17 protein-coding genes and 1 pseudogene are annotated in these 23,353 nt (G+C 72.2%); 11 read left to right on the forward strand and 7 right to left on the reverse strand.

Going from position 1 to position 23,353, the window contains the following annotated elements; genetic code table 11:
• Positions 1 to 174 precede the first annotated feature (174 nt).
• Positions 175 to 1,128, forward strand: coding sequence for a ScbA/BarX family gamma-butyrolactone biosynthesis protein (locus ACFZDK_RS35580; RefSeq protein ID WP_390978414.1), 954 nt, complete (start codon positions 175 to 177; stop codon positions 1,126 to 1,128).
• Between the two features lie 63 nt (positions 1,129 to 1,191).
• On the opposite strand, the gene ACFZDK_RS35585 is transcribed toward ACFZDK_RS35580, so the two are convergent.
• A complete protein-coding gene (locus tag ACFZDK_RS35585; RefSeq protein WP_390978416.1) occupies positions 1,192 to 1,923 on the reverse strand; it encodes a lamin tail domain-containing protein in 732 nt (243 codons plus the stop codon).
• A 451-nt stretch (positions 1,924 to 2,374) separates the two neighbouring features.
• On the opposite strand from ACFZDK_RS35585, the gene ACFZDK_RS35590 reads away from it, so the two are divergent.
• Together ACFZDK_RS35590 and ACFZDK_RS35595 are read left to right on the forward strand one after the other, a co-directional pair.
• Positions 2,375 to 3,709, forward strand: a complete 1,335-nt coding sequence (locus ACFZDK_RS35590; protein WP_390978418.1) for a jacalin-like lectin — start codon at positions 2,375 to 2,377, stop codon at positions 3,707 to 3,709.
• A gap of 63 nt (positions 3,710 to 3,772) precedes the next feature.
• The gene (locus ACFZDK_RS35595) at positions 3,773 to 4,258 is read left to right on the forward strand and encodes a DUF5990 family protein (RefSeq protein ID WP_390978420.1); all 486 of its coding nucleotides are present in this window, start codon (positions 3,773 to 3,775) and stop codon (positions 4,256 to 4,258) included.
• Here ACFZDK_RS35595 and ACFZDK_RS35600 read toward each other — a convergent pair.
• Both ACFZDK_RS35600 and ACFZDK_RS35605 read right to left on the reverse strand, forming a co-directional pair.
• Positions 4,237 to 5,829, reverse strand: a pseudogene (locus tag ACFZDK_RS35600) (FAD-dependent monooxygenase). The gene ACFZDK_RS35595 and the pseudogene ACFZDK_RS35600 overlap by 22 nt on opposite strands.
• 112 nt (positions 5,830 to 5,941) lie before the next feature.
• Complete coding sequence (locus tag ACFZDK_RS35605; RefSeq protein ID WP_390978422.1) at positions 5,942 to 7,666, reverse strand: helix-turn-helix domain-containing protein; 1,725 nt, start codon at positions 7,664 to 7,666, stop codon at positions 5,942 to 5,944.
• Positions 7,667 to 7,832: 166 nt separating this feature from the next.
• Between ACFZDK_RS35605 and ACFZDK_RS35610 the strand changes: the two genes are divergently transcribed.
• The 3 genes from ACFZDK_RS35610 to ACFZDK_RS35620 all read left to right on the forward strand — a co-directional run bounded on the left by ACFZDK_RS35610 (position 7,833) and on the right by ACFZDK_RS35620 (position 13,080).
• Positions 7,833 to 9,581 carry an FAD-dependent monooxygenase gene (locus tag ACFZDK_RS35610; protein WP_390978424.1) on the forward strand — a complete coding sequence of 583 codons (1,749 nt, stop codon included), beginning with the start codon at positions 7,833 to 7,835 and terminating at the stop codon, positions 9,579 to 9,581.
• 72 nt (positions 9,582 to 9,653) lie between these two features.
• Positions 9,654 to 10,568 carry a YceI family protein gene (locus ACFZDK_RS35615; RefSeq protein WP_390978426.1) on the forward strand — a complete coding sequence of 305 codons (915 nt, stop codon included), beginning with the start codon at positions 9,654 to 9,656 and terminating at the stop codon, positions 10,566 to 10,568.
• A 223-nt stretch (positions 10,569 to 10,791) separates the two neighbouring features.
• Complete coding sequence (locus ACFZDK_RS35620; protein WP_390978428.1) at positions 10,792 to 13,080, forward strand: nitrate- and nitrite sensing domain-containing protein; 2,289 nt, start codon at positions 10,792 to 10,794, stop codon at positions 13,078 to 13,080.
• 42 nt (positions 13,081 to 13,122) lie between these two features.
• Here ACFZDK_RS35620 and ACFZDK_RS35625 read toward each other — a convergent pair whose 3' ends face one another.
• Complete coding sequence (locus ACFZDK_RS35625; RefSeq protein ID WP_390978430.1) at positions 13,123 to 14,295, reverse strand: AI-2E family transporter; 1,173 nt, start codon at positions 14,293 to 14,295, stop codon at positions 13,123 to 13,125.
• 87 nt (positions 14,296 to 14,382) lie between these two features.
• The gene (locus tag ACFZDK_RS35630) at positions 14,383 to 15,189 is read right to left on the reverse strand and encodes a serine hydrolase (RefSeq protein ID WP_390978432.1); all 807 of its coding nucleotides are present in this window, start codon (positions 15,187 to 15,189) and stop codon (positions 14,383 to 14,385) included.
• Positions 15,190 to 15,440: 251 nt separating this feature from the next.
• On the opposite strand from ACFZDK_RS35630, the gene ACFZDK_RS35635 reads away from it, so the two are divergent.
• Positions 15,441 to 16,895 (forward strand): cytosine permease, encoded by a 1,455-nt coding sequence (locus ACFZDK_RS35635; RefSeq protein ID WP_390978434.1) that lies wholly within the window; start codon positions 15,441 to 15,443, stop codon positions 16,893 to 16,895.
• A 31-nt stretch (positions 16,896 to 16,926) separates the two neighbouring features.
• On the opposite strand, the gene ACFZDK_RS35640 is transcribed toward ACFZDK_RS35635, so the two are convergent.
• The gene (locus ACFZDK_RS35640) at positions 16,927 to 17,499 is read right to left on the reverse strand and encodes an AAA family ATPase (protein WP_390978436.1); all 573 of its coding nucleotides are present in this window, start codon (positions 17,497 to 17,499) and stop codon (positions 16,927 to 16,929) included.
• Between the two features lie 91 nt (positions 17,500 to 17,590).
• Here ACFZDK_RS35640 and ACFZDK_RS35645 point away from each other — a divergent pair, with 91 nt between their 5' ends.
• The 3 genes from ACFZDK_RS35645 (at position 17,591) to ACFZDK_RS35655 (ending at position 21,274) form a co-directional block, all read left to right on the forward strand.
• The gene (locus ACFZDK_RS35645) at positions 17,591 to 18,316 is read left to right on the forward strand and encodes a winged helix-turn-helix domain-containing protein (protein WP_390978438.1); all 726 of its coding nucleotides are present in this window, start codon (positions 17,591 to 17,593) and stop codon (positions 18,314 to 18,316) included.
• Complete coding sequence (locus ACFZDK_RS35650; protein ID WP_390978440.1) at positions 18,313 to 19,806, forward strand: ATP-binding protein; 1,494 nt, start codon at positions 18,313 to 18,315, stop codon at positions 19,804 to 19,806. The genes ACFZDK_RS35645 and ACFZDK_RS35650 overlap by 4 nt, the downstream gene beginning before the upstream one ends.
• Before the next feature lie 145 nt (positions 19,807 to 19,951).
• A complete protein-coding gene (locus ACFZDK_RS35655) occupies positions 19,952 to 21,274 on the forward strand; it encodes a DUF3500 domain-containing protein (protein ID WP_390978442.1) in 1,323 nt (440 codons plus the stop codon).
• A 290-nt stretch (positions 21,275 to 21,564) separates the two neighbouring features.
• Here the strand turns inward: ACFZDK_RS35655 and ACFZDK_RS35660 are convergent, their stop codons facing one another.
• Positions 21,565 to 22,425, reverse strand: a complete 861-nt coding sequence (locus ACFZDK_RS35660) for a PaaX family transcriptional regulator C-terminal domain-containing protein (RefSeq protein ID WP_390978444.1) — start codon at positions 22,423 to 22,425, stop codon at positions 21,565 to 21,567.
• A gap of 276 nt (positions 22,426 to 22,701) precedes the next feature.
• On the opposite strand from ACFZDK_RS35660, the gene ACFZDK_RS35665 reads away from it, so the two are divergent.
• The gene (locus tag ACFZDK_RS35665; RefSeq protein WP_390978446.1) at positions 22,702 to 23,307 is read left to right on the forward strand and encodes a GPP34 family phosphoprotein; all 606 of its coding nucleotides are present in this window, start codon (positions 22,702 to 22,704) and stop codon (positions 23,305 to 23,307) included.
• Positions 23,308 to 23,353: the final 46 nt, after the last annotated feature.

Here is a 23,353-nt window from a genome sequence, read left to right on the forward strand (position 1 = left end):
GCGCGAAAATACTTGGCCAAACCACTACTGAGCGGAGTCATGCATGCATCGAGTCGCACCACACTTGGTGAACCCTTTACCTTGTGGCCGACCCAAGAAAACCGGTAGGTACGTATCTTATAGGCGTCGAACAGAGCTTCAAGCCAACGAAGAGCGTTCCGACGGGGGTCATCGATGAGCCTGTCCGCCAGCGAGATCGGAGTCGGTCTGCCCGCGCTGCCTCGGCTGACCACCACGGTTCCCAAGGAGTACGTCCACCGGGCGTCCCTCGCCGAGGTGTTCCTCAGTGGCTGCACCGCCCAGGACGACGGGCAACGGTTCTCCCTCACCGGACAGTGGCCTCGCGCCCACACGTTCTTCAACAGCGCCGACGGTTCGAGTCACGATCCGCTGCAGGCGGCAGAGACGTTTCGGCAGGCAGGCATGTTCGTGACCCACGCAGAACACGAAGTTCCGCTCGGCCACCACTTCGTGCTGTGGTCGCTCAGCTGCCACACCGATCTGGACCAGTTGCGGATCGCCTCCCGCCCGACCGACTTCGACCTCGACGTGACCTGCCCGGACTCCGCGCCGCGCGGCAGGGCGTCCGCCCGCCGGATGGGCATCGGCTTCGCACTGCGCCGGGACGGCCGGCCGGTGGCCCACGGCGACGGGCTGTACTCCGTCGTCACGCCCGCCGTCTACGCCCGGCTGCGGGCCAACCGGCCCGAGCGGCAGCCGGTTTCGGGGGGACCGGCCGTCGCCGCCGACCCGATGCGGCCGGTCGTGGTGGGCCGCACCTCCCCCGCCGACGTGGTGCTGACGCCGACGGACGCGCCGGGCCGCTGGCTGCTGACCCCGGACCTGGACCACCCGATCCTGTTCGACCACGGCGGCGACCATCTGCCGGGCATGGTCCTGCTGGAGGCCGCCCGCCAGGCCGCCTGCGCCCGGCTGGCACCCCGCGCGCTGATACCGGCGAGCACGTCCACGACGTTCAACCGGTACGTCGAACTCGACAGCCCCTGCTGGGTCGACGTGACCGCTGTGACGCCCGGGAGCGACGACACGGTGACCGTCGAGGTCGTCGGCCGCCAGGACGGCGAGACCGTCTTCACCTCCACCGTCAGGGGACCGGTGGTCCGCTGACCGCCGCGTGACACGGCCGTGGCCGGACCCCGAACCAGGGCCCGGCCACGGCGGCTGCGCTCGTCAGTGGCGCTGCCCGAAGCCGCGGTGCTCGTCGGCGTCACGACGGTGGTCGTCGTTGCGCCGGTCGTCCGCGTCCCGGCCGTGGCCGAACCCGCGGTGGTCGTCGGCGTCACGACGGTGGTCGTCGTTGCGCCGGTCGTCCGCGTCCCAGCCGCGGCCGAACCCGCGGTGGTCGTCGGCGTCACGACGGTGGTCGACGTTGTGCCGGTCGTCCATGTCACGGCCGTGGGCGAAGGCGTGCCGGTCGTCCATGTCGCGCCGGTGGTGCAGACCCCAGGAGGCGGAGTCGACGTAACGCCCGCGGTCGGTGCGCAGGGTGACCGTGTCGGAGTCGTGGTTCCACACGGAGCGGCGGCGGTCCTGGTACAGGTCCATCATGGTGTCCCGGCCCTCCCCGGTGTGGACGCGGACCGTGGACCGGCCCTCCAGCCGGTAGTGGTGGAAGGTGTAGCTCTGACCGTCGGCGTCCGACAGCGTCCAGCCGCTCAGGTTCACGTCCCGGCGGGAGGTGTTGGTGACGTCCACCCACTCCCGGTTCAGAGCGCGGTTGGAGAAGGCGGCGCGGCCCTGTACGTCGTGCTGTACGGCGCTGATGACGACCGCGTCGCGGGGCCCGGCCGCGGCGTGCGGGGCGGCGGCCGCGGCCGGCAGCGCCAGCGCGCCCACCAGGGCGGCGGCCACGGCGGTGGCGGAGCCGAGACGGCGGGCGGTCACGGAAACGGAAACGGACACGAGGTCTCCCGTTGCAGGGTGCGAGGTGGCGGCCGGTCGGCCGCGCATCCACACCCTGCAGCCCGGCCCGGTGACCCTCGGGACGCACACGACGCCTATTACAGATCCTTCGCTTTCCTATGACTCTCGCATGTAACGTCCATTTATTAGGTGAATGGGGGGATTTGTCCCGTCTTGACGGTCGATCGGCCCCGTGGGCAAAGGCCTGCGGGGCCTCTGCCGCACCACGAGCCCCATGGCGAACAGGGCGCGGGTCACCCGAAAGTGAGTAACAGTCACCGCCCGATCGGCCGCCCGGAGAAGAAGTCGATCTTCCGGGTGTCACATGGAGTTTCCCGACTGGTTAGTAACAAGGGGGGGTCGGGAGAAAGCGTTTGCCGCTACGGTTCGGCATGCCTCATTGGCATGCCCACAACCCTCAGCGCACACCCTCCCCGTAGGAGACACCCCCATGCGCAGACTCGTTGCCTGTCTGGCGGCCGCGGTCGCCGCCCTCGGCGGGCTCACGGCGGCGGCCACTCCGGCCGCGGCGGCCGGGGGCACGTTCAGCGTGCTCACGTACAACGTCGCCGGGCTTCCCGAAGGCCTGTCGAGCGCCCCCACTCCGCGCGACACCAGCACCACCGAGATCGGCACGCGGATCGCGCCGTACGACATCGTCAACGTCCAGGAGGACTTCAACTACCACGCGTACCTCTACGCCACCGACACCCACCCCTACCGCACCGCGACCAGCGGCGGCGCGGGCATCGGGAGCGGACTCAACACCGTCTCGAACTACGCCTGGGACGGCGACGACTTCGAGCGCGTCGGCTGGAACTCCTGCCAGATCGACTCGGGCGACTGCCTCACGCCGAAGGGCTTCACCTTCATGCGCGAGCGGCTCGCCGAGGGCGTCTACGTCGACTTCTACAACCTGCACACCAACGCGGGCACGAACGACGGCGACGAGGCGTCCCGGGCCGACAACCTGAGCCAGCTGACCTCCTTCATCCGCTCGCACTCGGCCGGCAACGCGGTCGTGGTCATGGGTGACACCAACACCCGCTACACCCGTTCCGCCGACACCATCGCGGAGTTCGCCTCGAACAACGGGCTCACCGACGCCTGGGTGCAGCTGATCCGCGGCGGCAGCGCACCGGCCAAGGGCAGCGACGCGCTCGTCTGCGACGACACCGCGGCGACCGTGCCCAACACCTGCGAGGTCGTGGACAAGGTCCTCTACCGCAGCAGCAAGCTCGTCACCCTCAACGCGACCTCGTACAACAACGAGCACGCGAAGTTCCTCACCTCCGACGGGCTGATGCTCTCCGACCACGACCCGATCACGGTCGGCTTCTCCTGGACGCAGAACGCGAACTTCCAGCTGAGCGAGCAGTTCGGCGGGCCGCACGGGGACTACTACCAGGACATCGACAAGGTGGCCGCCGGCGCGCGTGCCACCAGCATCTCGCTGCGCAGCGGCTCCCGGGTCGACCAGGTCGGCATCACCCTCGCCGACGGTACGACGCTCACCCACGGCGGCACCGGCGGCACCGCGTCCTCACTGACGCTGGGCAGCAGTGAGTACGTGACCACGGCGTACCTGTGCGAGGGCGTGAAGGACAGCCACACCCGGATCTTCTACGCCAAGTTCACCACCAACCTGGGCAACACCCTCGCGGGCGGTACGACGACCTCGGACTGCGTGACCCGCACCGCGCCGTCGGGCTGGCAGATCGCCGGCTTCCACGGCCGCTCCGGCGACGAGCTCGACAAGGTCGGCTTCATCTACACCAAGCGCTGACCCCACCGGGCCGGCCTGCGGACGTCACGGACGCTCCGCCGGCCGGTCGGTGATGATGGCCGTATGCGCATCCGCATCGACGCCACCGACCTGCCCGGACGCTCCTGCCCGGCGCCCGCGGACAGCGGTCTGTCCGGCTACGGCGACATCCATGTGGCCGTGCAGCGCCGGAACCGTCCCGCCGAACTGCTCGACCCGCAGCCCGGTGACGCCGTCGCCGCGACCTGGACGCTGCCCTGCACGGCGACGGTCGTGGCCGCGAGCGTCGACCTGACGGGGCCCTACATCCAGGGCGGTCCCGGGGGCAGGTTCGTCTATCTGTCCTGGGGGGCCGGGGACGCCGAGGGCGGCTTCCGGATGTTCCGCCGGGCGAAGCTGATGCTCGACGCCGTCCCCGGCGCCGTGGCCCGGGCGGCGGTGCGGGACGGTCTGCTGGTCGGGCGGCTCGGACTCACCGACGCCTGGGGCATGCCGCTGTGCGCACGGGTCGTACCGCCGGCCGTCGAATGGAGCGCGGAGAGCGATGGTCAGCCGAGGGCCTCGCGGTAGTCGGCGAGGGCGGTCTCGGTGTCCGTGAGGGGGAAGCGGGCCGCGAGGTGGCCGTCGGGGCGGACGACGAAGCCGGTGGGTCCGTCGGGGCGGTAGAGGCGTGCGAACTCGCCTTCGGCGTCGAGGTATTCGGGGACGAGGGGGACCGGGGTGCCCGCCTCCTCGCGGATGACCAGGACGTCCCAGCCGGGGACGAGCACGGCCTTGATCAGGTCGGTGGGGTCCGCCGCGTAGAGGAGCACGACATGGCCCGGGCGGTCGCGCAGCACGTCGAGCAGGCGCAGCGGGTAGGCGGCCAGGGGTGTGGTGAGGCCGGCGCAGTCCGGGGCGCGATCGCCGGGTTGTGGGGCGGTCGGCAGGCCGTGCGGGGCGGTGGCGAGGGGGCCGTCCCGGTAGCCGACGAGGAGCTGGGCCTCGCGGAGCAGCACCGTCGCCGGGTCGTCGGGGTCGGCCTCCATGCCGTGCACGGCGCGGCGGACGGTGCGGCCGACGACCTCCTCGCCGACCGGTCGGCGCTCGGCGTCGTAGCCGGCGAGGAGCGCGGGCCCGGCCTCGCCGCGCAGGACGAGGGCGAGTTTCCAGGCCAGGGTGCAGGCGTCCTGGATGCCGGTGTTCATGCCCTGGGCGCCGGTGGGCGGATGGATGTGGGCGGCGTCGCCGGCGACGAAGACGCGTCCCTCGGCGTAGCGGTCGACGATGCGGTGGCTGATCCGGAACACGGAGGACCAGCGCAGCTGGGAGAGCGTGGCGGCGCGGGGGCCGAGACGGTCGACGACGGCCTGGAGGTCGGGCAGTTCGGGGAGCCTGCCGCCCAGCGGGCCGTGGGCCACGCCGTCGGCGTCGGCCGTGCCCCGGGCGGAGAGTTCCGGCGGGACCGTCATCGACATGCGGTAGCGGCCCGGTCCGGGCAGCGGGATGCAGACCAGCAGGTCGTCCGTGGCGCCGCCGGCGTCGCGGTGCACGGACCGGATGCCGTACCCCTCGGGCAGGTCCCAGTCGGCCACCACGTCACCGAGCATGTACTCCTCGGCGAAGGCGCCGCCCGCGAAGGCGAGGCCGAGGCCCTTGCGGACGGTGCTGTGCGCCCCGTCGCAGCCGAGCAGATAGCGGACGCGCACCTCCTCCTCGGTGCCCGCGGCCGTGCGCAGCCGGGCGGTGACCCCGTCCGCGTCCTGGGCGAAGGAGAGCAGTTCGGTGCCGCGTTCGACGACCGTGCCGAGGCCGTTCACGTACTCCTCGACGATCCGTTCGACCTCGTACTGCGGCAGCGCCGCGAACCCGTACGGCACCTCGGGCGGCAGCGTCAGCTCGATCCGGCCGGCTTCCTCGCCGTTGACGTAGACCAGCTGCCCGCGGATCGGTGTGGCCTGCTCGACGACGGTGCGGGCCAGGCCCATCCGGTCTCAGAGTTCGAGGGTGCGCGGCTGGATGCCGACCGCCTTGGCGTACGGCAGCCGGGCCGGGAGCCGGTCGACGAGGCGGCAGTCCGCTCCGTGCCGGCCCAGTTCGGCGGCGGCGCTCAGCCCGACCGGGCCGGCGCCCACGATGAGGACGTCGGTGGTGTGCGTCACGGGTGTCTCCCAGCAGGTGGCCCGGACCGGTTCCGTCCCTCCATGGTGGCCCCGGCGCGGGCGGGCGGCGAGCCGAGCCGCCCCGCGCCAGGAGGCGGCGCGGCCTGGGCGGCTAGCCGTGGGAGCCGTAGGCGCGCAGCTTGCGGTACAGCGTCGCGCGGCCGATGCCCAGGGCGGCCGCCGTGCGGGCCTTGTTGCCTCCGTGCCGGCGCAGGGCTTCCAGGATGGCGGTGCGTTCCGCGTGTTCCATGGGGCTCAGCGCGCGCCCGGCGGGTCCTTCGCGTACGGGGTCGGGCAGTTCGGCCCGGCGGACCGGCCCCGTCGTCCGGCGGCGCTGCGCCAGGGACCGTACGACGTGGGCGAGTTCGGTGACGTTGCCCGGCCACGGGTACCGCTCCAGAGCGCGCCGGGCGTCCAGCGACCAGGTGAGCGGGGGCAGTCCTGGCTCCGGTACCGGGGTCACGGCGGTGAGCAACTCCCGGATGTCCTCGGGACGTTCACGCAGCGCGGGCAGGGTGACCGAGCGGGCGCCGAGGGTGTCGAGGAGCCGCTGGAGGCAGGGGCCGGGTGGCGCTCCCGGCGTGTAGGTGACCAGCAGGGGGATGTCCGGACGGTCGTCGAGCAGGGTGACGAGGGCCGCCACGTCCGGCTGGGCCAGGCGCTCGGCATGGCGCAGCACCAGACTGCCGCGCGGGTCGGCGGGCAGGGCCTCGTGCACCTCCCCCTCGGCCGCGTCGAGGACGAGCGGGTCGGGTTCGTCGAGCAACTCGCGGGCCAGGGAGGTCTTTCCGGTGCCCCGCTCGCCGACGAGCAGCAAGGGGGCGCGGGTGGTGGCCAGTTCGGCCGCGCGTTCGGTGGCGTGCCGCCAGGGCACCGACTGCCCGGCCAGGGTCGTCGGCGGCCGTCCGGCGGGGGCGGCCGGTTCGCGGTCGTGGGCCGGTCGCAGTACGGCGACGGCGCCGACGGTCTCGCCGCGGTGCCGGACGGGCTCGGTCTCGGCGCCGTACGGGAGCCGGGTGCCGGGCGCGCCCTGGCGCGGCTGCGCGTGCACGGCACGTTCCAGGTCGTCGATGTCCCGGGCGGACAGCAGCCGGCCCGCCGCCTCGTTCACCAGCCGGCTGTGGCCGGCGAAGGCCACCACCGGTCGGTCCTGCCCCTCGCCCGCCGCGAGATAGGCGTCCAGCAGGGCCCGCTCCGGCGGGCGGGTGTACGTGCGCAGTTCCGCCTCCACCGCGGCGGCCGCCGCCTCGGCCAGGGCCGCCTGCGGGTGCGGTGCGCAGCCGGCGCACAGGGCCGACGCCACGGTGACCGTGCCGGCCGGCCTGCCGTCGCCGGGGGCCCGCAGCGGCACGCTCACCGCGGAGACCTCCTGCCAGGCGTCGAGGAAGTGCTCGGGTCCGTGCACCTCGGCGCGGTGGCCGGTGCGCAGGGCCAGGGCCGCGCTGTTGGGGCCGACGTGCTGTTCGGAGAGGTCCGGGCAGAGCGTGTCGTACGGGGCGTGCCCGGCGGCCCACAGCACCCGCAGCCGGGCGTCGGTGAGGACGAGGGCGGCGCGCTCGGGGCCGAGCAGCGGGCGGAGCCGCTCCAGCACCGGCCGGGCGGCGTCGAGCAGGGCGGGGTCGGCGAACCGCGGGGGCCGGGTGGTGACGGGTTCCGCGCCGTCGGGCCGTACGCCGTGGAACCGGGCGCGCCGCCAGGCGGCGGCGACCTCGTCGGGCACGTCCGCGGACGGCGGGTGTCCGGCGAGGAAGCGGGCGCGGGCCCGGCGCAGTTGGCCCAGGGTGGGAGGGGCCGAGGGGTGCCGCTCGGCCGTGGGGGGATGCTCTGCGGTGGTCATGGCGTCCCTCACCGTACCGGGAACAGTTGAAGGAGCAACGACCGGTGTGCCCCGCCGGGTTCCGCCGTACACCGCGTGTCTCGGATTGAGACACCCATGGCAGCGCGGAACGTTTCATGATCTTGGACGGTCGGTTTCCGCCCTTTTCCCCTCCGGAGCGTTCCCCGTGCACACCGATGTCGTGACCGACGTCCTGATCGTGGGCAGCGGCCCGGCCGGCGCCTCCGCCGCGCTGGCCCTGAGCACCTACGGCGTACGGAACATGGTCGTCACCCGTTATGCGAGCCTCGCCGACACCCCGCGCGCCCACATCACCAACCAGCGCACCATGGAGGTCCTGCGCGACCTCGGCGTCGAACAGGAGGCCCTCGCGAAGGCCACCCCGCAGCACCTGATGGGGAACACCACCTTCTGCACCAGCCTGGCCGGCGAGGAGCTGGGGCGGGTGCGGTCGTGGGGCAACGAGCCGCTGGTGCAGGCGGCGCACGAGCTGGCCAGTCCTACGGTGATGTGTGACATTCCACAGCACCTCATGGAGCCGGTCCTGGTGGACGCGGCCGTCGCCCGCGGCACCGTCTTCCGCTACAGCACCGTCTACAAGTCGTTCACGCAGGACGCGGACGGGGTGACCGTCACCGTCGAGGACCGGGTACGCGGTGACGAGTACACGATCCGGGCCAAGTACCTCATCGGCGCGGACGGCGGGCGCTCGCAGGTGGCCGAGGACGCCGGGCTGCCGATGGGCGGTCAGATGGGCGTCGCGGGCAGCATCAACATCGTCTTCGACGCCGACCTGAGCAAGTACACCGCCCACCGCCCCTCCACCCTCTACTGGGTGCTGGCGCCGGGCGCGACGGTCGGCGGCATCGGCGCGGGCCTGGTGCGCTGTGTCCGCCCGTGGACCGAGTGGCTGATCGTGTGGGGGTACGACGTCACGGCCGGCACCCCCGACCTGACCACCGAGTACGCGGAGTCGGTCGTCCGCCAACTGCTCGGCGACGACGAGATCCCGGTGACCGTCAAGTCGTCCTCGGCCTGGACGGTGAACGAGATGTACGCCGAGACGTACTCGAACGGCCGGGTCTTCTGCGCCGGGGACGCCGTACACCGGCACCCGCCGTCCAACGGGCTCGGCTCGAACACCTCCATCCAGGACTCCTACAACCTGGCCTGGAAGCTGAAGCTGGTCCTCGACGGCACCGCCGGCCCCCGGCTCCTCGACACGTACACCGCCGAACGCGCGCCCGTCGGCCGGCAGATCGTGACCCGCGCCAACAAGTCGATCGGCGAGACGGCCCCGATCTTCGAGGCGCTCGACGGTCTCACCCCGCAGACCCCCGAACAGCTCTGGGCCAACATCGCCGCCCGCAAGCAGGCCACCGAGGCCGCCGAGAAACAGCGGGCGCGGCTGCGGGACGCGATCGCCCACAAGGTGTACGAGTTCAACGCGCACGGCGTCGACCTCAACCAGCGCTACTCCGCCGAGAGTTCGACCGCCGTGGTTCCCGACGGCACCCCCGACCCCGGCTTCGCCCGCGACCCGGAGCTGTACCACCAGCCCAGCTCCCGCCCGGGCGCCAAGCTCCCGCACGCCTGGATCACTTCGGGCACGCGGACCGTGTCCACCCTGGACACCGTCGGCAAGGGCCGGTTCACCCTGCTGACCGGCATCGGCGGCGAAGGCTGGCTGCGCGCCGCGCAGGCCCGGGCCCTCGACATCGCGACGGTCGTCATCGGCCCCGGCCAGGAGTACGAGGACCCCTACGGAGACTGGGCCCGGCTCAGTGAGGTGTCCGACTCGGGCGCGCTGCTGGTACGCCCGGACGGGTACGTAGCCTTCCGGTACCGGAGCGCCGCCGAGGACGCGGAGGAACTGCTGGGCCAGGCGCTGCGCCGGATCCTCGGCCGTGACTGACCGATCCCCACAGGGCCCTACCGGCGGCGACCCGGCCGCCGCGGGCCCCGACACCCACGAAAGGTGAACAGCATGGCCCTCGGGCTGCTCAGGCGCCGGTGGTCCAAGGCCGCCCCGGCCCGCACCGCAGGTCTCACCCTGCCCCTCCCACCCGGCGCGGGCGGTGTCGCCCGGACCGTCCTGGACCCGGTCGACCAGCCGCTCGGCGGCGCCGAGGTCACGGTCACCGCGCTGGACACCCACCAGGTGGCCGCGCGGGGCACCACCGACCCCTTCGGTTTCTTCATGGCGGCGCTGCCGCCCGGGCGTTACAGCATGCTGATCGTCGCCGAGGGGCTGGACCCGCACCGGGAGACGGTCGAGATCATCGCCGACAGCTGCCCGGCGCCCGCGGGGATCCGGTTGCAGCCGGCCCGGCAGCTGCCGCTGCCGCCGACCGGCGGCTGGGTCTTCGATCCGCCGCACACCGCGATCCGGTTCATCGCCAAGCATGTCGGCATGGCCCATGTGCACGGCCGTTTCGAGCGGTTCGACGGTGCGATCGACGTCGCCCCGGACATGAGCCAGTCGACCGTCCGGGTGCGCATCGACGCGTCGAGCATCACCACCGGGAACACGACCCGCGACAACCACCTGCGGTCCGGCGACTTCCTGGACGTCGAGCGCTACCCGTACATCGACTTCGTCAGCACGCGCTTCGCCTACCGGGGCGGCAGCAAGTGGACGCTGCTGGGCACCCTGACGATGCACGGAGTCAGCCGCTCGGTGTCGCTCGACACCACCTATCTGGGCACGGTCAACGGCGGTTACGGCGAGGAACTGCGCTGCGCCGCGCTCGCCACGGCCGAGCTGCACCGGGAGGACTACACCCTCAACTGGCGGTCGATGCTGGCCCGGGGCATCGCGGTGGTGGGTCCGACGGTGCAGCTGGAGCTGGACGTCCAGGCGATGTACCGCTCGTCGGACACGCCGACACCGCCGGAGTAAGCGCTGACCGTTCGTCCCGTCGGACGGATCACCGGGCATCGGTCGTCCGCCCGGTGGTCCGTGCGTTGACCACCGATGGTTTTCGTTGAGCTTTGTACCACTTGAGAGAAACCGCTTCACTCAAACACCAGTCGAAATCGATCGCTGGGTGTTAGAACTTGGCCACTGAACATCGGGCTGTGTACAGCCCTGCACACCATTCCTGTTGTGAAATGGGACGATCTTGTCCAAGCTCAGACCCCTGACCGGCAATTGGCGCGTCGCACGACGCCTCCAGGCCATTCTGCTCATCCCCGTGCTCGTCGCCCTCGCTCTGGGCGGCGTCCGGGTGAAGAACTCGATCGACACCCTGCGCGACGCCAACGACGCCGTGCATGTCGCGGAGTTGGTCCAGGCGGCCAACGCCTACGCCAGTGACGCGATCAACGAGCGGGACGTGTCGGTCATCCCGCTGCTGGAGGGCAAGCGGAACGCACCGGCCGTGCTGGCGGCACGCAAGGTCACCGACGCGGACGCGGCGGCGTTCGACCGGGCGGTGGCGCGCGCGCCCAGAACGGCGGGCCTGACCCGGCGCATCGAGCTGGTGCGGGCGGGCGAGAAGCAGTTGCCCGCGGTGCGGGCCGACGCGTTCTCGTCCAAGCTGACGGGGGTGCAGACGGAGGAGAGCTACCACGCGGTCCAGCACCCGCTGATGGAGATCTCCAACGAGCTGGGCTTCGGCAGCAGCAACCAGGCGAGCTTCGGGCGCACCCTGTACGCCATGTCCCTGACCCAGGCCGCCGAGTCGCTGGTGCGTTCCATCGGCACACACCTGCTGGTCGAGGACCGTGCCGCCCTCTCCGGGGGCGAACTGCAGAACCAGCTGGGCTCGTTCAGCTCCTACGCCTACCTGGAGCAGGTGGGACTTCAGGAGTACGCGGGCGCCGGCACCGCCGGTGACATGACCCGGCTGCGCACGGCGCTGACCGCCGCCCAGAAGAAGGGCGTGGAACAGACGACCCAGGCCGCCGAGCAGGCCAAGGCGGCGGGCACGACGTTCGTGACCCCGCCGAGCCGGGCCAAGATGATCAGCGAGATCGCCAGTGGGAAGTCGACCGGGGAACTGGCGGCCGAGGGCATCACGCCCGAGTCGTTCTTCGCCGCGCACGCGCTGGTCTTCGACGCCTACCGGAGTATCGAGGTCCGCCTCACCGACACGGCGCTCGCCGACGCCCGGAGCGTCGCCGACGACGCCCGCCGGGACGCGATCGTCAACGGCTCGCTCGCCCTCGGCGCGGTCCTGGTCGCGGTGCTGCTCGCGGCCTGGGTGGCCCGCTCGATGAGCCGGGGCATGCGCCGGCTGAGCGCCTCGGCGATCGCGATCGCCGAGCAGCGGCTGCCGGCGGTGATCACCCAGCTGTCCCAGGCGGTGCCCGGCCAGGTGGACACCAAGGTCGCGCCGATCCCGATCACCACCACCGACGAGATCGGGGAGGTGGCCCGCGCCTTCGACCATGTGCACCGGGAGGCGGTCCGGCTGGCGGCCGAACAGGCCCTGCTGCGCGGCAACATCAACACGATCTTCACCAACCTGTCCCGCCGCAACCAGTCGCTGATCGAGCGTCAGCTCGCCCTGATCACCGACCTGGAGAAGCGCGAGGCCGACCCCGAGCAGCTGTCGAACCTGTTCCGGCTGGACCACCTGGCCACCCGCGTGCGCCGCAACGGCGAGAACCTCCTGGTGCTCGGCGGTGAGCGGCCCACCCAGCAGTGGGACCGCCCGCTGCCCCTCGTCGACGTGCTGCGGGCGGCGGCCTCCGAGGTGGAGCAGTACGAGCGGATCGAGATGGCGGGCATCCCGGAGACCGAGATCCACGGCCGTGCCGTCACCGACCTGGTGCATCTGCTCGCCGAGCTCCTGGAGAACGCGACCGCGTTCTCCTCGCCGCGCTCGGCGGTCCGGGTCACGGCGACCCGGCTGCCCGACACCCGGATCATGATCGAGATCCATGACAAGGGCATCGGCCTGGCGCCCGAGGACTTCGCCCTGATCAACCACAAGCTGGCGAACCCGCCGACCGCCGATGCCGACGTCTACCAGCACATGGGCCTGTTCGTGGTGGGCCGACTGGCCGACCGGCACGGCGTCCGGGTCCAGCTGCGGCCGGCCGCCGGGGAGTCCGGGACGACCTCGCTGGTGATGCTCCCCGGCACGATCACCTGGCGCGGCGACATGGAGCCGGACGCCGACACGCTGGCCCTCGCGACGCTCAAGGCGCGCGGCACGCCCGGCCTCGCGGCCCTGCTCGCGGACGGACCGGCCGACCCGTTCGGCGCGCACGAGGCCTGGGGGGACGGGATCACACCCACCGACTTCCCCGCGCCCTCGCCCTCCGGCTTCCCGGCGCCCTCGTCCTCCGGCTCCGCCGCGCCGTCCGGCCTTCCTCCCGTGCAGACCGGCCCGCCCGCGGTGTCGTCGCCCCTGCCCCGCCGTACTCCGCGGCGCGGCCGTCGCCCGGCCAAGGACGGCTGAGCCCCCGGGAGCCCCGGAGTCCCGGAGCGCTGGAGCCCCGGATCAGGGCGGTGGCGCCGGGCGCAGGGCCCGCCCCACCGCCCAGATGACGGAGATGAACGGCACGGCCACCACGGCGCCGATCACCCCCGCGACGATGCTGCCCGCGATGACGGAGACGGCCACGACGAGGGGGTGCAGGCGTACCGCCCAGCTCATCACGAGGGGGTGCAGCACATGCCCCTCGAGCTGGCCGATGACGACGATGAGCACCAGGACGGCGGCGGCCGTGAGCGGGCCGCGCCCGGCCAGCGCCACCACGGTGGCCACGCCCAGCGCGACCGGCGAGCCCACCAGCGGGACGAAGGCGGCGAAGAACTCCAGCAGGGTCAGCGGCAGCGCGAGCGGCACCCGCAGCACCACCAGGGCGATGCCGACCAGGACGGCGTTGGTGGCGGCCACGATGATGATCCCACGGGTGTAGCCGGCGAAGGTCCGCCAGGCGGCGTGGCCCGCCCGGTCCCACGCGGACCGGGCGCCGGCGGGCAGCAGTTCGCGGCTCGTCCAGGCCCACAGCCGTTCGCCGGAGTTGATGAAGAAGACCGAGGCGAAGAGCGCGAGCGCGCCCCCGGTGATCAGCTCGACGAGTGTGCCGAAGCCGCTGAGCGCCCTGCTGGCCAGGTTGGAGCGGTGGGACTGGATGTAGTCGACGATCTGCTGCTGGAGGTGCGACAGGGCGCCCGGGCCGAGCCGGAAGGGCGGCCGCTGGAGCCAGATCTCGATGCGGTGGATGCCGCCGCGGAACTCGTCGGCCAGGGTGGCCGACTCCTGGGCGACCGCGTTGCCCACCAGGGCCAGCAGCCCGAAGAACAGGCAGATGCTGCCGACCAGGCTGACCGCCACGGACAGCGGCCTCGGCAGCCACCGGCCCAGCAGGTCGGCCAGGGGACGTAGCACCGAGGTGATGACCAGGGCCAGGAACAGGGCGACGGCGATCAGCTGGAAGCGGCCGAGGACGATGAAGACGCCGTAGACGACGATGCCGACGGCGAGCAGGCGCCAGGCGTAGGCGGCGGCGATCCGCAGGGCGGGGACGACGACCTCGGAGGCGGCGGCGCGCGGGGCGCGGGCCCGCTTCGGGATCCGTACCGCCCGTGCGCTCCGGGTGCCGGGCGTCGTGTCACGCGCCCGGTGCGCCCGGCCCCGACCGGCCGCCGGACCGCCCGCACCCGCCACCGTGCCTCCCGTTGCCGGCCTCCGTCGCCCTTGATTGCACGTTAGGGGCAATTCGGGCAGAAGGCGGGGCGCACTGCGCCAAGGGGGTCAGTGGGCCGCCGCCGTCGCGGAGACGGCCGTACGGGCGGCTCGTTCCACCAGTTTCACGCCGTCCGGCATGGTCGTGCTGCCGTTGGAGAGGACCGCGACGAGGTAGTGGTGGCCGCCGGCCGTGACGCGTCCGACGCTGTTGATGTCCCAGCGCTTGGTGGTGGTGCGCATGAGCCAGCCGTTCTTCAGCGCCCATCCGGAGTCGGCGGCGGCCGAGACGCCCCAGGACTGGTCGGCGGAGATCTCGGTCATCAGGGTGGTGATGCGGGTGCGGGCGGCCGTGTCGAGGGGCGTGGCACCGGAGCCGAAGATCGCGCGCAGCAGTCGTATCTGATCGGCCGCCGTGGTCCGGGTGAGCCCCCATCGGCCGCCGAGGCCGCCCGTGGTCTCGGTGAGCCCGAGCCGCTTGTTGGCCGACTCCAGGCCGGACGCCTGGCCGATGGCCTTCCACAGGGCGCTGGCCGCGTCGTTGTCGCTGTTGCGGATCATCACCTCGGCCTGGGCGCTCTCCCGCGCGGTGAGCGCACGGGAGTGGTCGTGCGCGTGCAGCAGCAGCGCGGCGAGGATGTCGACCTTGACGATGCTGGCCGTGTCGTACGGCGCGTCGTCACCGTAGACGGCGGGTTCCCGGCCGGTGCCGTCCAGGTCGAGGACGGCGGCGGTCACGCGCGCGGCGTCCGGCGCCTGCACGGTGGTGCGGAAGTCCGCGGGACCCGGGCCGGCGCCGGCCGCCAGGGCCGCCGGCGCGGCTCCGGCGAGCAGGGACACCACCGCGGCCACGACGGGGAGGGTGCGGTTGAGCATTCCAGGGAGCCTCGGCAGTTCTGCTGGAAGGGACACGGAAAGGGCACAGAACTGCGAACGTAGACAAAACGCGCGCCCGGCGACATGACGGCCGCCACGACGGGCCCGGTTTGTGAGCAGGGCAACAGCGACGGGCACGGGCTGGCGGACCGATCCTTCCGCTGTACGGAAGAATGATTCCGCATGCCTCATCAGGGCCGGTCCGGGGGAAGAATGTGACCAGAGTGGTGGACCGGCCCCTGGGAGGTGCCATGAGCACATCGGCGGAACCGCGTGTGAGCGGTCTGGAGGTCCGGTCCATCGACTACGTGCCGCTGGACGAGCGGCACGGCAAGCTGTGGCACCTGGGCCCGCTGTGGTTCATGTCCAACGCGCAGATCGCCACCCTGGCCGTGGGGCTGATCAGCATCACGGAGGGCGGCAATCTGATCTGGTCGCTGCTGGCGATCGTGGCGGGCACGCTGATCGGCACGTTCTTCATGGCGTTCCACTCGGCGCAGGGGCCGCAGCTGGGCCTGCCGCAGATGATCCAGTCGCGCCCCCAGTTCGGTTATGTCGGGGCGCTGCTGGTGTGGCTGTTCGCGTATGTGCAGTACGCGGGCTTCAACGTGTTCAACACCATCCTGGCCGGTGAGGCCCTGAACACCACGATCCACGGCGGCGTGAAGCTGTGGGTGGTCGTGGTCACCGCGATCGCGCTGGTCGTGGCGCTGGTCGGCTACGACATCATCCACAAGGCCGAGCGGTTCCTGACCTACACCTTCCTGGTCGTCTTCGGGATCTTCACCGTCGGCGTGCTGCTCACCCTGCACTACCCGGCGGGCTCCTTCGATCTCGGCGCCTTCAAGGCCACCCCGTTCCTGGCCCAGTTCGGCGTGGTCGCCGGCTACCAGATCAGCTGGGCCATCTACGTCTCGGACTACTCGCGCTATCTGCCGCCGGACGTCACGGTCCGCAAGACCTTCTACTGGACCTACTTCGGCTCGGCGCTCGGCGGTATCTGGCTGATGGTGCTGGGCACCCTGCTGGCGGGCTGGGCGGGCGACAGCTTCGACACGATCCCGTCGATCAACGCCGCCGGCGACAAGGTCTTCGACGGTTTCGGCGCGATCGTCCTGCTGTTCTCGGCCCTGGGCCTGATCTCCGTCACCGCGCTGAACATGTACGGCGGCTCGCTCACGCTGATCAGCGCCATCGACTCGTTCAAGCGGGTGCGGCCGACGCTGGGCGTGCGCCTGGTCACCCTCGGCGTGACCGCGGCCCTCTCCCTGATCGGCGCGCTGGCCGCGACGTCGAACTTCCTGACGAACTTCAACAACTTCCTGCTGCTGGTGCTCTACCTGTTCATCCCGTGGACCTCGGTGAACCTGATGGACTACTACGTGGTGCGCCGGGGCCACTACGCAATCGCCGAGATCTTCAAACCGAACGGCATCTACGGCCGCTGGGGCTGGCAGGGGATCATCTCCTACCTGGTCGGCTTCATCGTCATGATCCCGTTCTTCTCCATCGGCACGCTCTACGTCGGTCCCGCCGCGAAGGCCCTGGACGGCGCCGACATCTCCCTCTTCATCGGGCTGCCGGTGTCGGCGCTGCTGTACTGGTGGCTGACCCGCTCGATCGACGTCGAGGCGGAGACCCGGATCGCCGAGGCGGAGGCCGCGGCCCTGGAGCAGGCGGCACACGAGCACCGCGAGCCCGAGTGATCCGCCGGCCGAGTGAACCGCCGGACAGCCCCTAGCGCAGCGTGCGGCGGAGCGTCTCGAAGGCGGTGGGCCGGGCAGCGGAGCGCAGTGCCCGCTGCACCAGGAAGGCGCACTCGGCGGGGCTGTGCACGCTGGTGTCGACGTCAATGTCGTGCGGGCCGTGTGCGTGGACGGCGTCGTACTGGAGGGCCGCCAGGCCCGTCTGCCGGTCGCCGCGCGCCTGCTCGCGCCGCTCCAGTTCGGGGAGCGGGCAGCGCACCGCGACCAGGAGGGTCCGCTCGGGAGGAAGCAGGTCGAGCAGGTCGAGGAGCCGCCAGCGGCGGCTGAGCGGATGGTCGACGACGACGTTGTTGCCGGCCGCGGCCATGCCGGCGACGGCCCGGTGGAAGCCCTTGGCGGTGCGGTCGATCTCGGCCTGGAGATCGTCGGGGGCGATCTCGCCGCCGCCGCGCATCGCGTGGAAGGCGTCGACGGGCAGGTGGAACCAGGTGCCGTCCAGGATGCGCAGCAGCTCGGCGGCGATGCTGGACTTGCCGGAGCTGGAGGTGCCGTTCAGCAGGATGACGGTGCCGGGTCCGCCGGTGTCCGGGATCTGGTCGTACATCTGACTCCCTCGTGTCGGCCGTGGGTCCGTCATGATCGCAGGGCGGGCCGCTCCACAGCTCATGTACAGCCCGCCGCGAGAGCATCCGCTCATGTCTGACACCCCCACACCGGCGCCGGACGCGATCCGGGTGCTGATCGTCGACGACGAACCCGAACTGACCGAGCTGCTGTCGGTGGCCGTCACCGCGGCGGGCTGGCGGCCGTTCGTGGCGCGGGACGGGTACGGCGCACTGCGCACCGCCCGCCGCTGGAGCCCGCACGCCGTGGTCCTGGACGGCATGCTGCCGGACCTGGACGGGATCCAGGTGCTGCGCCGGCTGCGGTACGAGAACACCAGGCTGCCCGTGCTGATGCTGACCGCCCGGGACGCGGTGGAGCACCGGCTCGACGGGCTGTCCTCGGGCGCGGACGACTACGTGACCAAGCCGTTCTCCCTGGAGGAGGTGATGCTCCGGCTGAGCGGACTGCTGCGCCGCTCCGGGGCCGGTGAGATCGCCGAGGAGGAGGGGGTGCGGGTGCTCGGCGATCTGGTGCTGGGCGAGAGGACCCGGGAGGTGCGCCGGGGCGGTACGCCGATCACGCTGACCGCGAAGGAGTTCGACCTGCTGCGGTTCCTGATGAGCCACCCCCGCCAGGTGCTCAGCAAGACGCAGATCCTCGACCACGTCTGGAACAGCTCGTTCGACGGCGGCGGGAACCTGGTGGAGGTGTACGTCTACGGGCTGCGCGCGAAGATCGACAAGGAGCGGCGGCCGATGATCCATACCGTGCGGGGCGCCGGGTACGTCCTCAGACCGGCGGACGACGAGGCATGACGGCGCTCCGGCGGGTCCTGGCCCGGCTGCGCGGGCGCTCCCTGCGGGCCCGTATGGTGCTCGTCCACTCGCTCACCCTGGCCGCCGTGTGCACGGCGATGGCCCTCGCCACCGTGGTGGTCCAGCGCTACTACCTGATCAGGGACCTGGACCAGCGGGTGACCGACGCCGCCGAGCACAGCCAGGGCGGCCGTCAGCACGGACCGGCCGGCGCCTCCCTCGGCTTCCTCAACGAGCGGGGCCAGCACACCGGCACCCTGGCCGCCCTCATGAACGGGGACGAGATCACCACGGCCGAGGTGGTGACCGACGGCGGCCCGCGCGCCCTCACCGCCGCCCAGCGTGCCGCCCTGGACGGCATCCCGGCGGACGGCACCCTGCACACCCGTACCGTCCCGGGCCTGGGCAGCTACCGGCTGACGGCCGTCACCGAGGACGGCACCGCGATGCTCGCCGGGCTGCCCGTGGGCAGTGTGCAGCACATGATCGACTCGCTGGTGGTGGTCGAGGCCGGCATCGCCGGGGTCGGGCTGGTCCTCGCGGGGTCGGTGTCGGCCGTGGCGGTCCGGCGGCAGCTGCGGCCGCTGCGCCGGGTCGCCACCACCGCCGTCGAGGTCTCGCACGCGCCGCTGGACCGGGGCAAGGTCAGCGGGCTGACCCGGGTGCCCGCGCCGGACACCGATCCGCGGACCGAGGTCGGCCAGGTCGGCGTCGCCCTCAACCGGCTGATCGACCACGTGGAGTGGTCCCTGTCCGAACGTCAGCGCGCCGAGGAGCACATGCGGCGCTTCCTCGCCGACGCCAGCCACGAACTGCGCACCCCGCTCGCCTCCATCGCCGGCTACGCCGAACTGATGCTGATGGGCGTGGACACGCAGAAGATCGAACCGGAGCTGGCCTGGCGCCGGGTCTCCGCCCAGTCGGCGCGGATGACGGGACTGGTCGAGGACCTGCTGCTGCTCGCCCGCCTGGAGGAGGGCAGGCCGCTGGAGTTGGCCGAGGTGAACCTGGCGACCCTGGTCGGGGACGCCGTCTGGGACGCGCGGGCGGCGGGGTCCGGCCACCACTGGCAGCTGGTGCTGCGCCTGGACGCGCCCGCCACCGTCGTCGGCGACCCGTCCCGACTGCACCAGGTGGTGGCCAACCTGCTGGCCAACGCCCGGGTGCACACGCCCGCCGGAACGCGGATCACCGTCACCGTGAAGGCGGCGGACGGGCAGTGCGCGATCCGGGTGCACGACGACGGCCCGGGCATCCCCGGCGACCTGCTGCCGACGGTCTTCGAACGCTTCACCCGGGGGGACGCCTCCCGCTCCCGTGCCCCCGGCACGCAGGGCGGGGCGGGGCTCGGGCTGGCCATCGCGGCCGCGATCACCCAGGCGCACGGCGGCCGGGTCGAGGTGGACAGCGCGCCCGGCGGCACCGAGTTCACCGTCACCCTGCCGCTCGCCGACTCGGTCGCCACCCAGCTTTCCCTGAAGCTTTCCTGAATCCTCAGCCTCCTCATATAACCCCAGGTCAGCTGCTGTCTCCGGGATCTGATGGGCAACTCGGTTCAGCGCAGCCTCAGTTGGCCGGACCAGGCTGGTCGTCCGATGGCCGTCCACGAGGGACGCCCATGACGAAGGGAGCCGCATGCCCGAGATCGACGCCGGTGAGGGCCCGGTGCAGGCACCGGAGCACACCGAGGCGAGCCGCCGTAACTTCATGCGCAAGGTGTTCTTCGCGTCCGGGGCCACCGCCCTGGTGGCGATGGGCAGCGCCGGAGCCTGGACGGCGCTCGCCGAGGACAGCACGGGCACCGCCGACGCCTCGGCGAGCCCCTCCCCCAGCGGCGCGCCGAGCGGCGGCCCGGGCGGCGGCACCGGCGGTCCGGGCAACCAGTCGCTGACCGAGGAGTTCTTCGGTCTGACGACGGACGGCAAGCGGATCGACGACCTGTTCACGATCCACTCCACCAGGGTCGACACGGCGCCCGTCATCACCGCCGCGAACGCCTTCCTGGCCGGGCTCACCGACACCCAGAAGACCGCGACCCAGTTCACGGTCCACTCCACCGAGTGGCGGCTGTGGAGCAACATCGACTCCTACAGCCGGCAGGGCGTGTCGCTCGCGGACCTCACCGACACGCAGAAGGACCTGGGCACGGCCCTGCTGAAGGCCGCGCTCGGCGCGGACGGTCTGGAGACCACGGAGAAGATCCGCAAGATCAACCAGGCGGCCGGCGAGGCGATCGGCAACACCGCCTCCTTCAACGAGGACGCCTACTACTGGACCCTGATGGGCACCCCCTCGGACAGCGAGCCCTGGGGCTTCCAGTTCGACGGCCACCACTGCGTCATCAACTACTTCGTCCTCGGCGACCAGGTCGTCATGAGCCCCTGCTTCTGGGGCTCGGAGCCGACCTCCATGGAGATCGACGGCGAGACCGTCACCGTCTGCCACGAGGAGGTGCTGGCGAGCCTCGCCTTCGTCAACTCGCTCACCACCGACCAGCAGACGGTCGCGATCGTCTCCGCCACCAAGAGCAGCGAGTCGATGAAGGCGGGCGCCTTCTCCGACAACACGGTCCAGGCGTACGAGGGCCTGCGCGGCAACGCCCTCACCCGCGTCCAGAAGCAGCAGCTCCTCGGCATCGTCGAGGCGTTCGTCGACCGGGCCAGGGCGGACGCGGCGAAGGTGCGGATGGCCGAGGTGCGGGCGCATCTCGACGACACCTACGTGACCTGGGCCGGTGGCACGGGCGCCGACGACGCGTTCTACGTCCGGGTGCACAGCCCGGTGGTCTGGGTCGAGGTCGACTGCCAGGCCCCCGGCCCGCTGCGCGGCGCCTACGGTGGCACCGAGGGCGTCCCGACCCAGATGCACGTGCACTCCATCATCCGTACGCCCAACGGCAACGACTACGGAAAGGAACTCCTCCGCCAGCACTACCTGACGTCACCGCACCACCGCTAGGCCCTCCCCCGCGGGCTTCCACCGCAGCTGCACGCTCTCCCCGCCCGGTCCGCCCGGAGCAGCGACAGGCGGGGGCGAACGGCGTCTGGCAGGAGCGGTCGTGGGCGGGCTGGTCGTCCTTGGTGACCTGGCCGGTGGAGACGTCGACGGCGTCGGCGCCGTGGGCCATCTCGACGGCGTCGTGTCCCGGTGGTGCCGTCGGGGGCCCGGTCGGTGGCGGAGATCCGCACGATCACGGGCCGTTGGGCGGGCCGGGTGGCGGGGATCCCGGAGGAACGACTGGTCAGGCCTTAGTCGGCCTGGTGGATGACCGTCTGTGCGTGTGCGTGGGCGGGCTCGCGCAGGGTTCGGTCCAGGTCTTCGAAGAGGGCGCCGGCGGTCTCGCCGTTCCAGTCCGGTGGCAGCAGCGAGAGCGGTAGGCCGGGGTCGCGGTAGGGCAGTCGGCGCCACTCGGTGAGCACCGGCAGATAGGTCGCGAACGCGTCCTGCGGGGCGATGCCGCCCGCCGCCGCGCGCTCGCTGAGCGGCCGGTAGCGCGCCAGGAAGTCCGCGTAGAGCGCGGCGAGTTCGTCGAGGTCCCACCACTCGCGGACCTTCGCCGACAGGTCGCCGAAGGCGAAGTGGTCGCCGGTGAAGATGTCCACGTACGGCGTCAGGCCGAGGCGCTGCAGGGTTCGGCGGGTCTTGTCGGCGAGGATGCCGGGAGCCACCCACACCCCGGAGGCCGCCGTGCCGAAGCCCAGGCGGGTCAGGGCGGCGCGCAGGGCGTGGCGCTTGTCGCGCTCGGACTCGGGCACGGAGAACACGACGACCAGCCAGCCGTCGCCGGCCTCGGCCCGGTGCCGCTCGAAGACGCGTAGGTCGCCCTCTTCCAGCACCTCCAGCGTGCCGTCGGCGACGGCATAACCGGCGGCGCCTTCGTGCCGTTCACCGCGCAGCACCCCGCGCCGCCTCAGCCGGGACACCGCCGAGCGCACGGCCGGTCCCTCCACCCCGAGGTCGGCCATCAGCCGTATCACGGAGGCCACGGAGAGCCAGTTGTGCTCACCGCGCGCGTACAGCCCGAAGAGGGTGATGATCAGGGGGCCCAGCCGGCTGTCCTGCCCACCCGTGCCTACGGCGGACGACGAGGACTCGACTTCCGCGGTCATGCCCGCCCCCTCCGGCCCATGTCACCCTTCTGATCGCCGAGCAGCCTATCGCGCGGGCCGCCGCTCCACCGGTGGTGCCGATCTCCGCCCCGGTTCCCGTCCGGACCTCCCCCGGCCCGGACGGGGCGGGTGACCTGTGCGGGTGAAGGGCGGGAGACTGTCCGGCGGCCGACGGGGCATCGTTCTCCTGCATGCCGCCGTTGCCCTGGTACCTCTGGTACTTCTGATACCCCTGGTATCTCTGGTGCCGCCGCCGTCTCTGTTGGGGAGTCCGACATGACCACACCCCGGGACCTGTTCATCGTCGCCGTGTACGACGCCGCCGGCCGGCCCGTCGAGCAGGGGGACCTCTCGCTGGCGCTGGCGGGGGCCGAACTGGCCGACCTCGCCGGTACCGGGGCCGTCACCCTGGACGGCGACCTCATCGTGCCAGCCTCCCGGGGCGAGGCGGGTGACCGGCTCCTCGACGAGGCGGTGGCGGCGCTGAAGCGGGAGGCCCCGCACGAGTCGGTCGAGGACTGGCTGTGGCGCCGGGGCCGTGGCCTGGCCGCCGCCTACCTCACCGAACTGGAGACGGCGGGCACGGTCGCCCGGGAGCGGCGGCGCTGGCTGCCGCTGCCGACCGAGCGGACCACGCTGGCCGACTCGCCGGAGCGGGCCCGGGCGCACGAGCGCTGGACGTCGGGCGAGCCGGTGCTCGCCGCGCTCGCCGCCGCCGTGGGCATCCAGGACGAGGCGGCCAAGGACCTCGCGAGCGCCGCCTCCGACGCGACCGTGACGGTGGTGGCCGCCGTCAGCGACGCCGTGACGGAGCTGGCCGCCGTACGGCAGCGCCGGGAGATCGAGGACGCGGCCTTCGACAACGTCTGGCGCGGGCTGTAGCGGACCCTGCGTGCGGCGTCGGCCGGTTCCGGCCGGTGCCGTGCGC

Origin of the sequence: Streptomyces sp. NPDC007901 (genome assembly GCF_042959465.1) — a bacterium.
Taxonomy (GTDB): Bacteria; Actinomycetota; Actinomycetes; order Streptomycetales; family Streptomycetaceae; genus Streptomyces.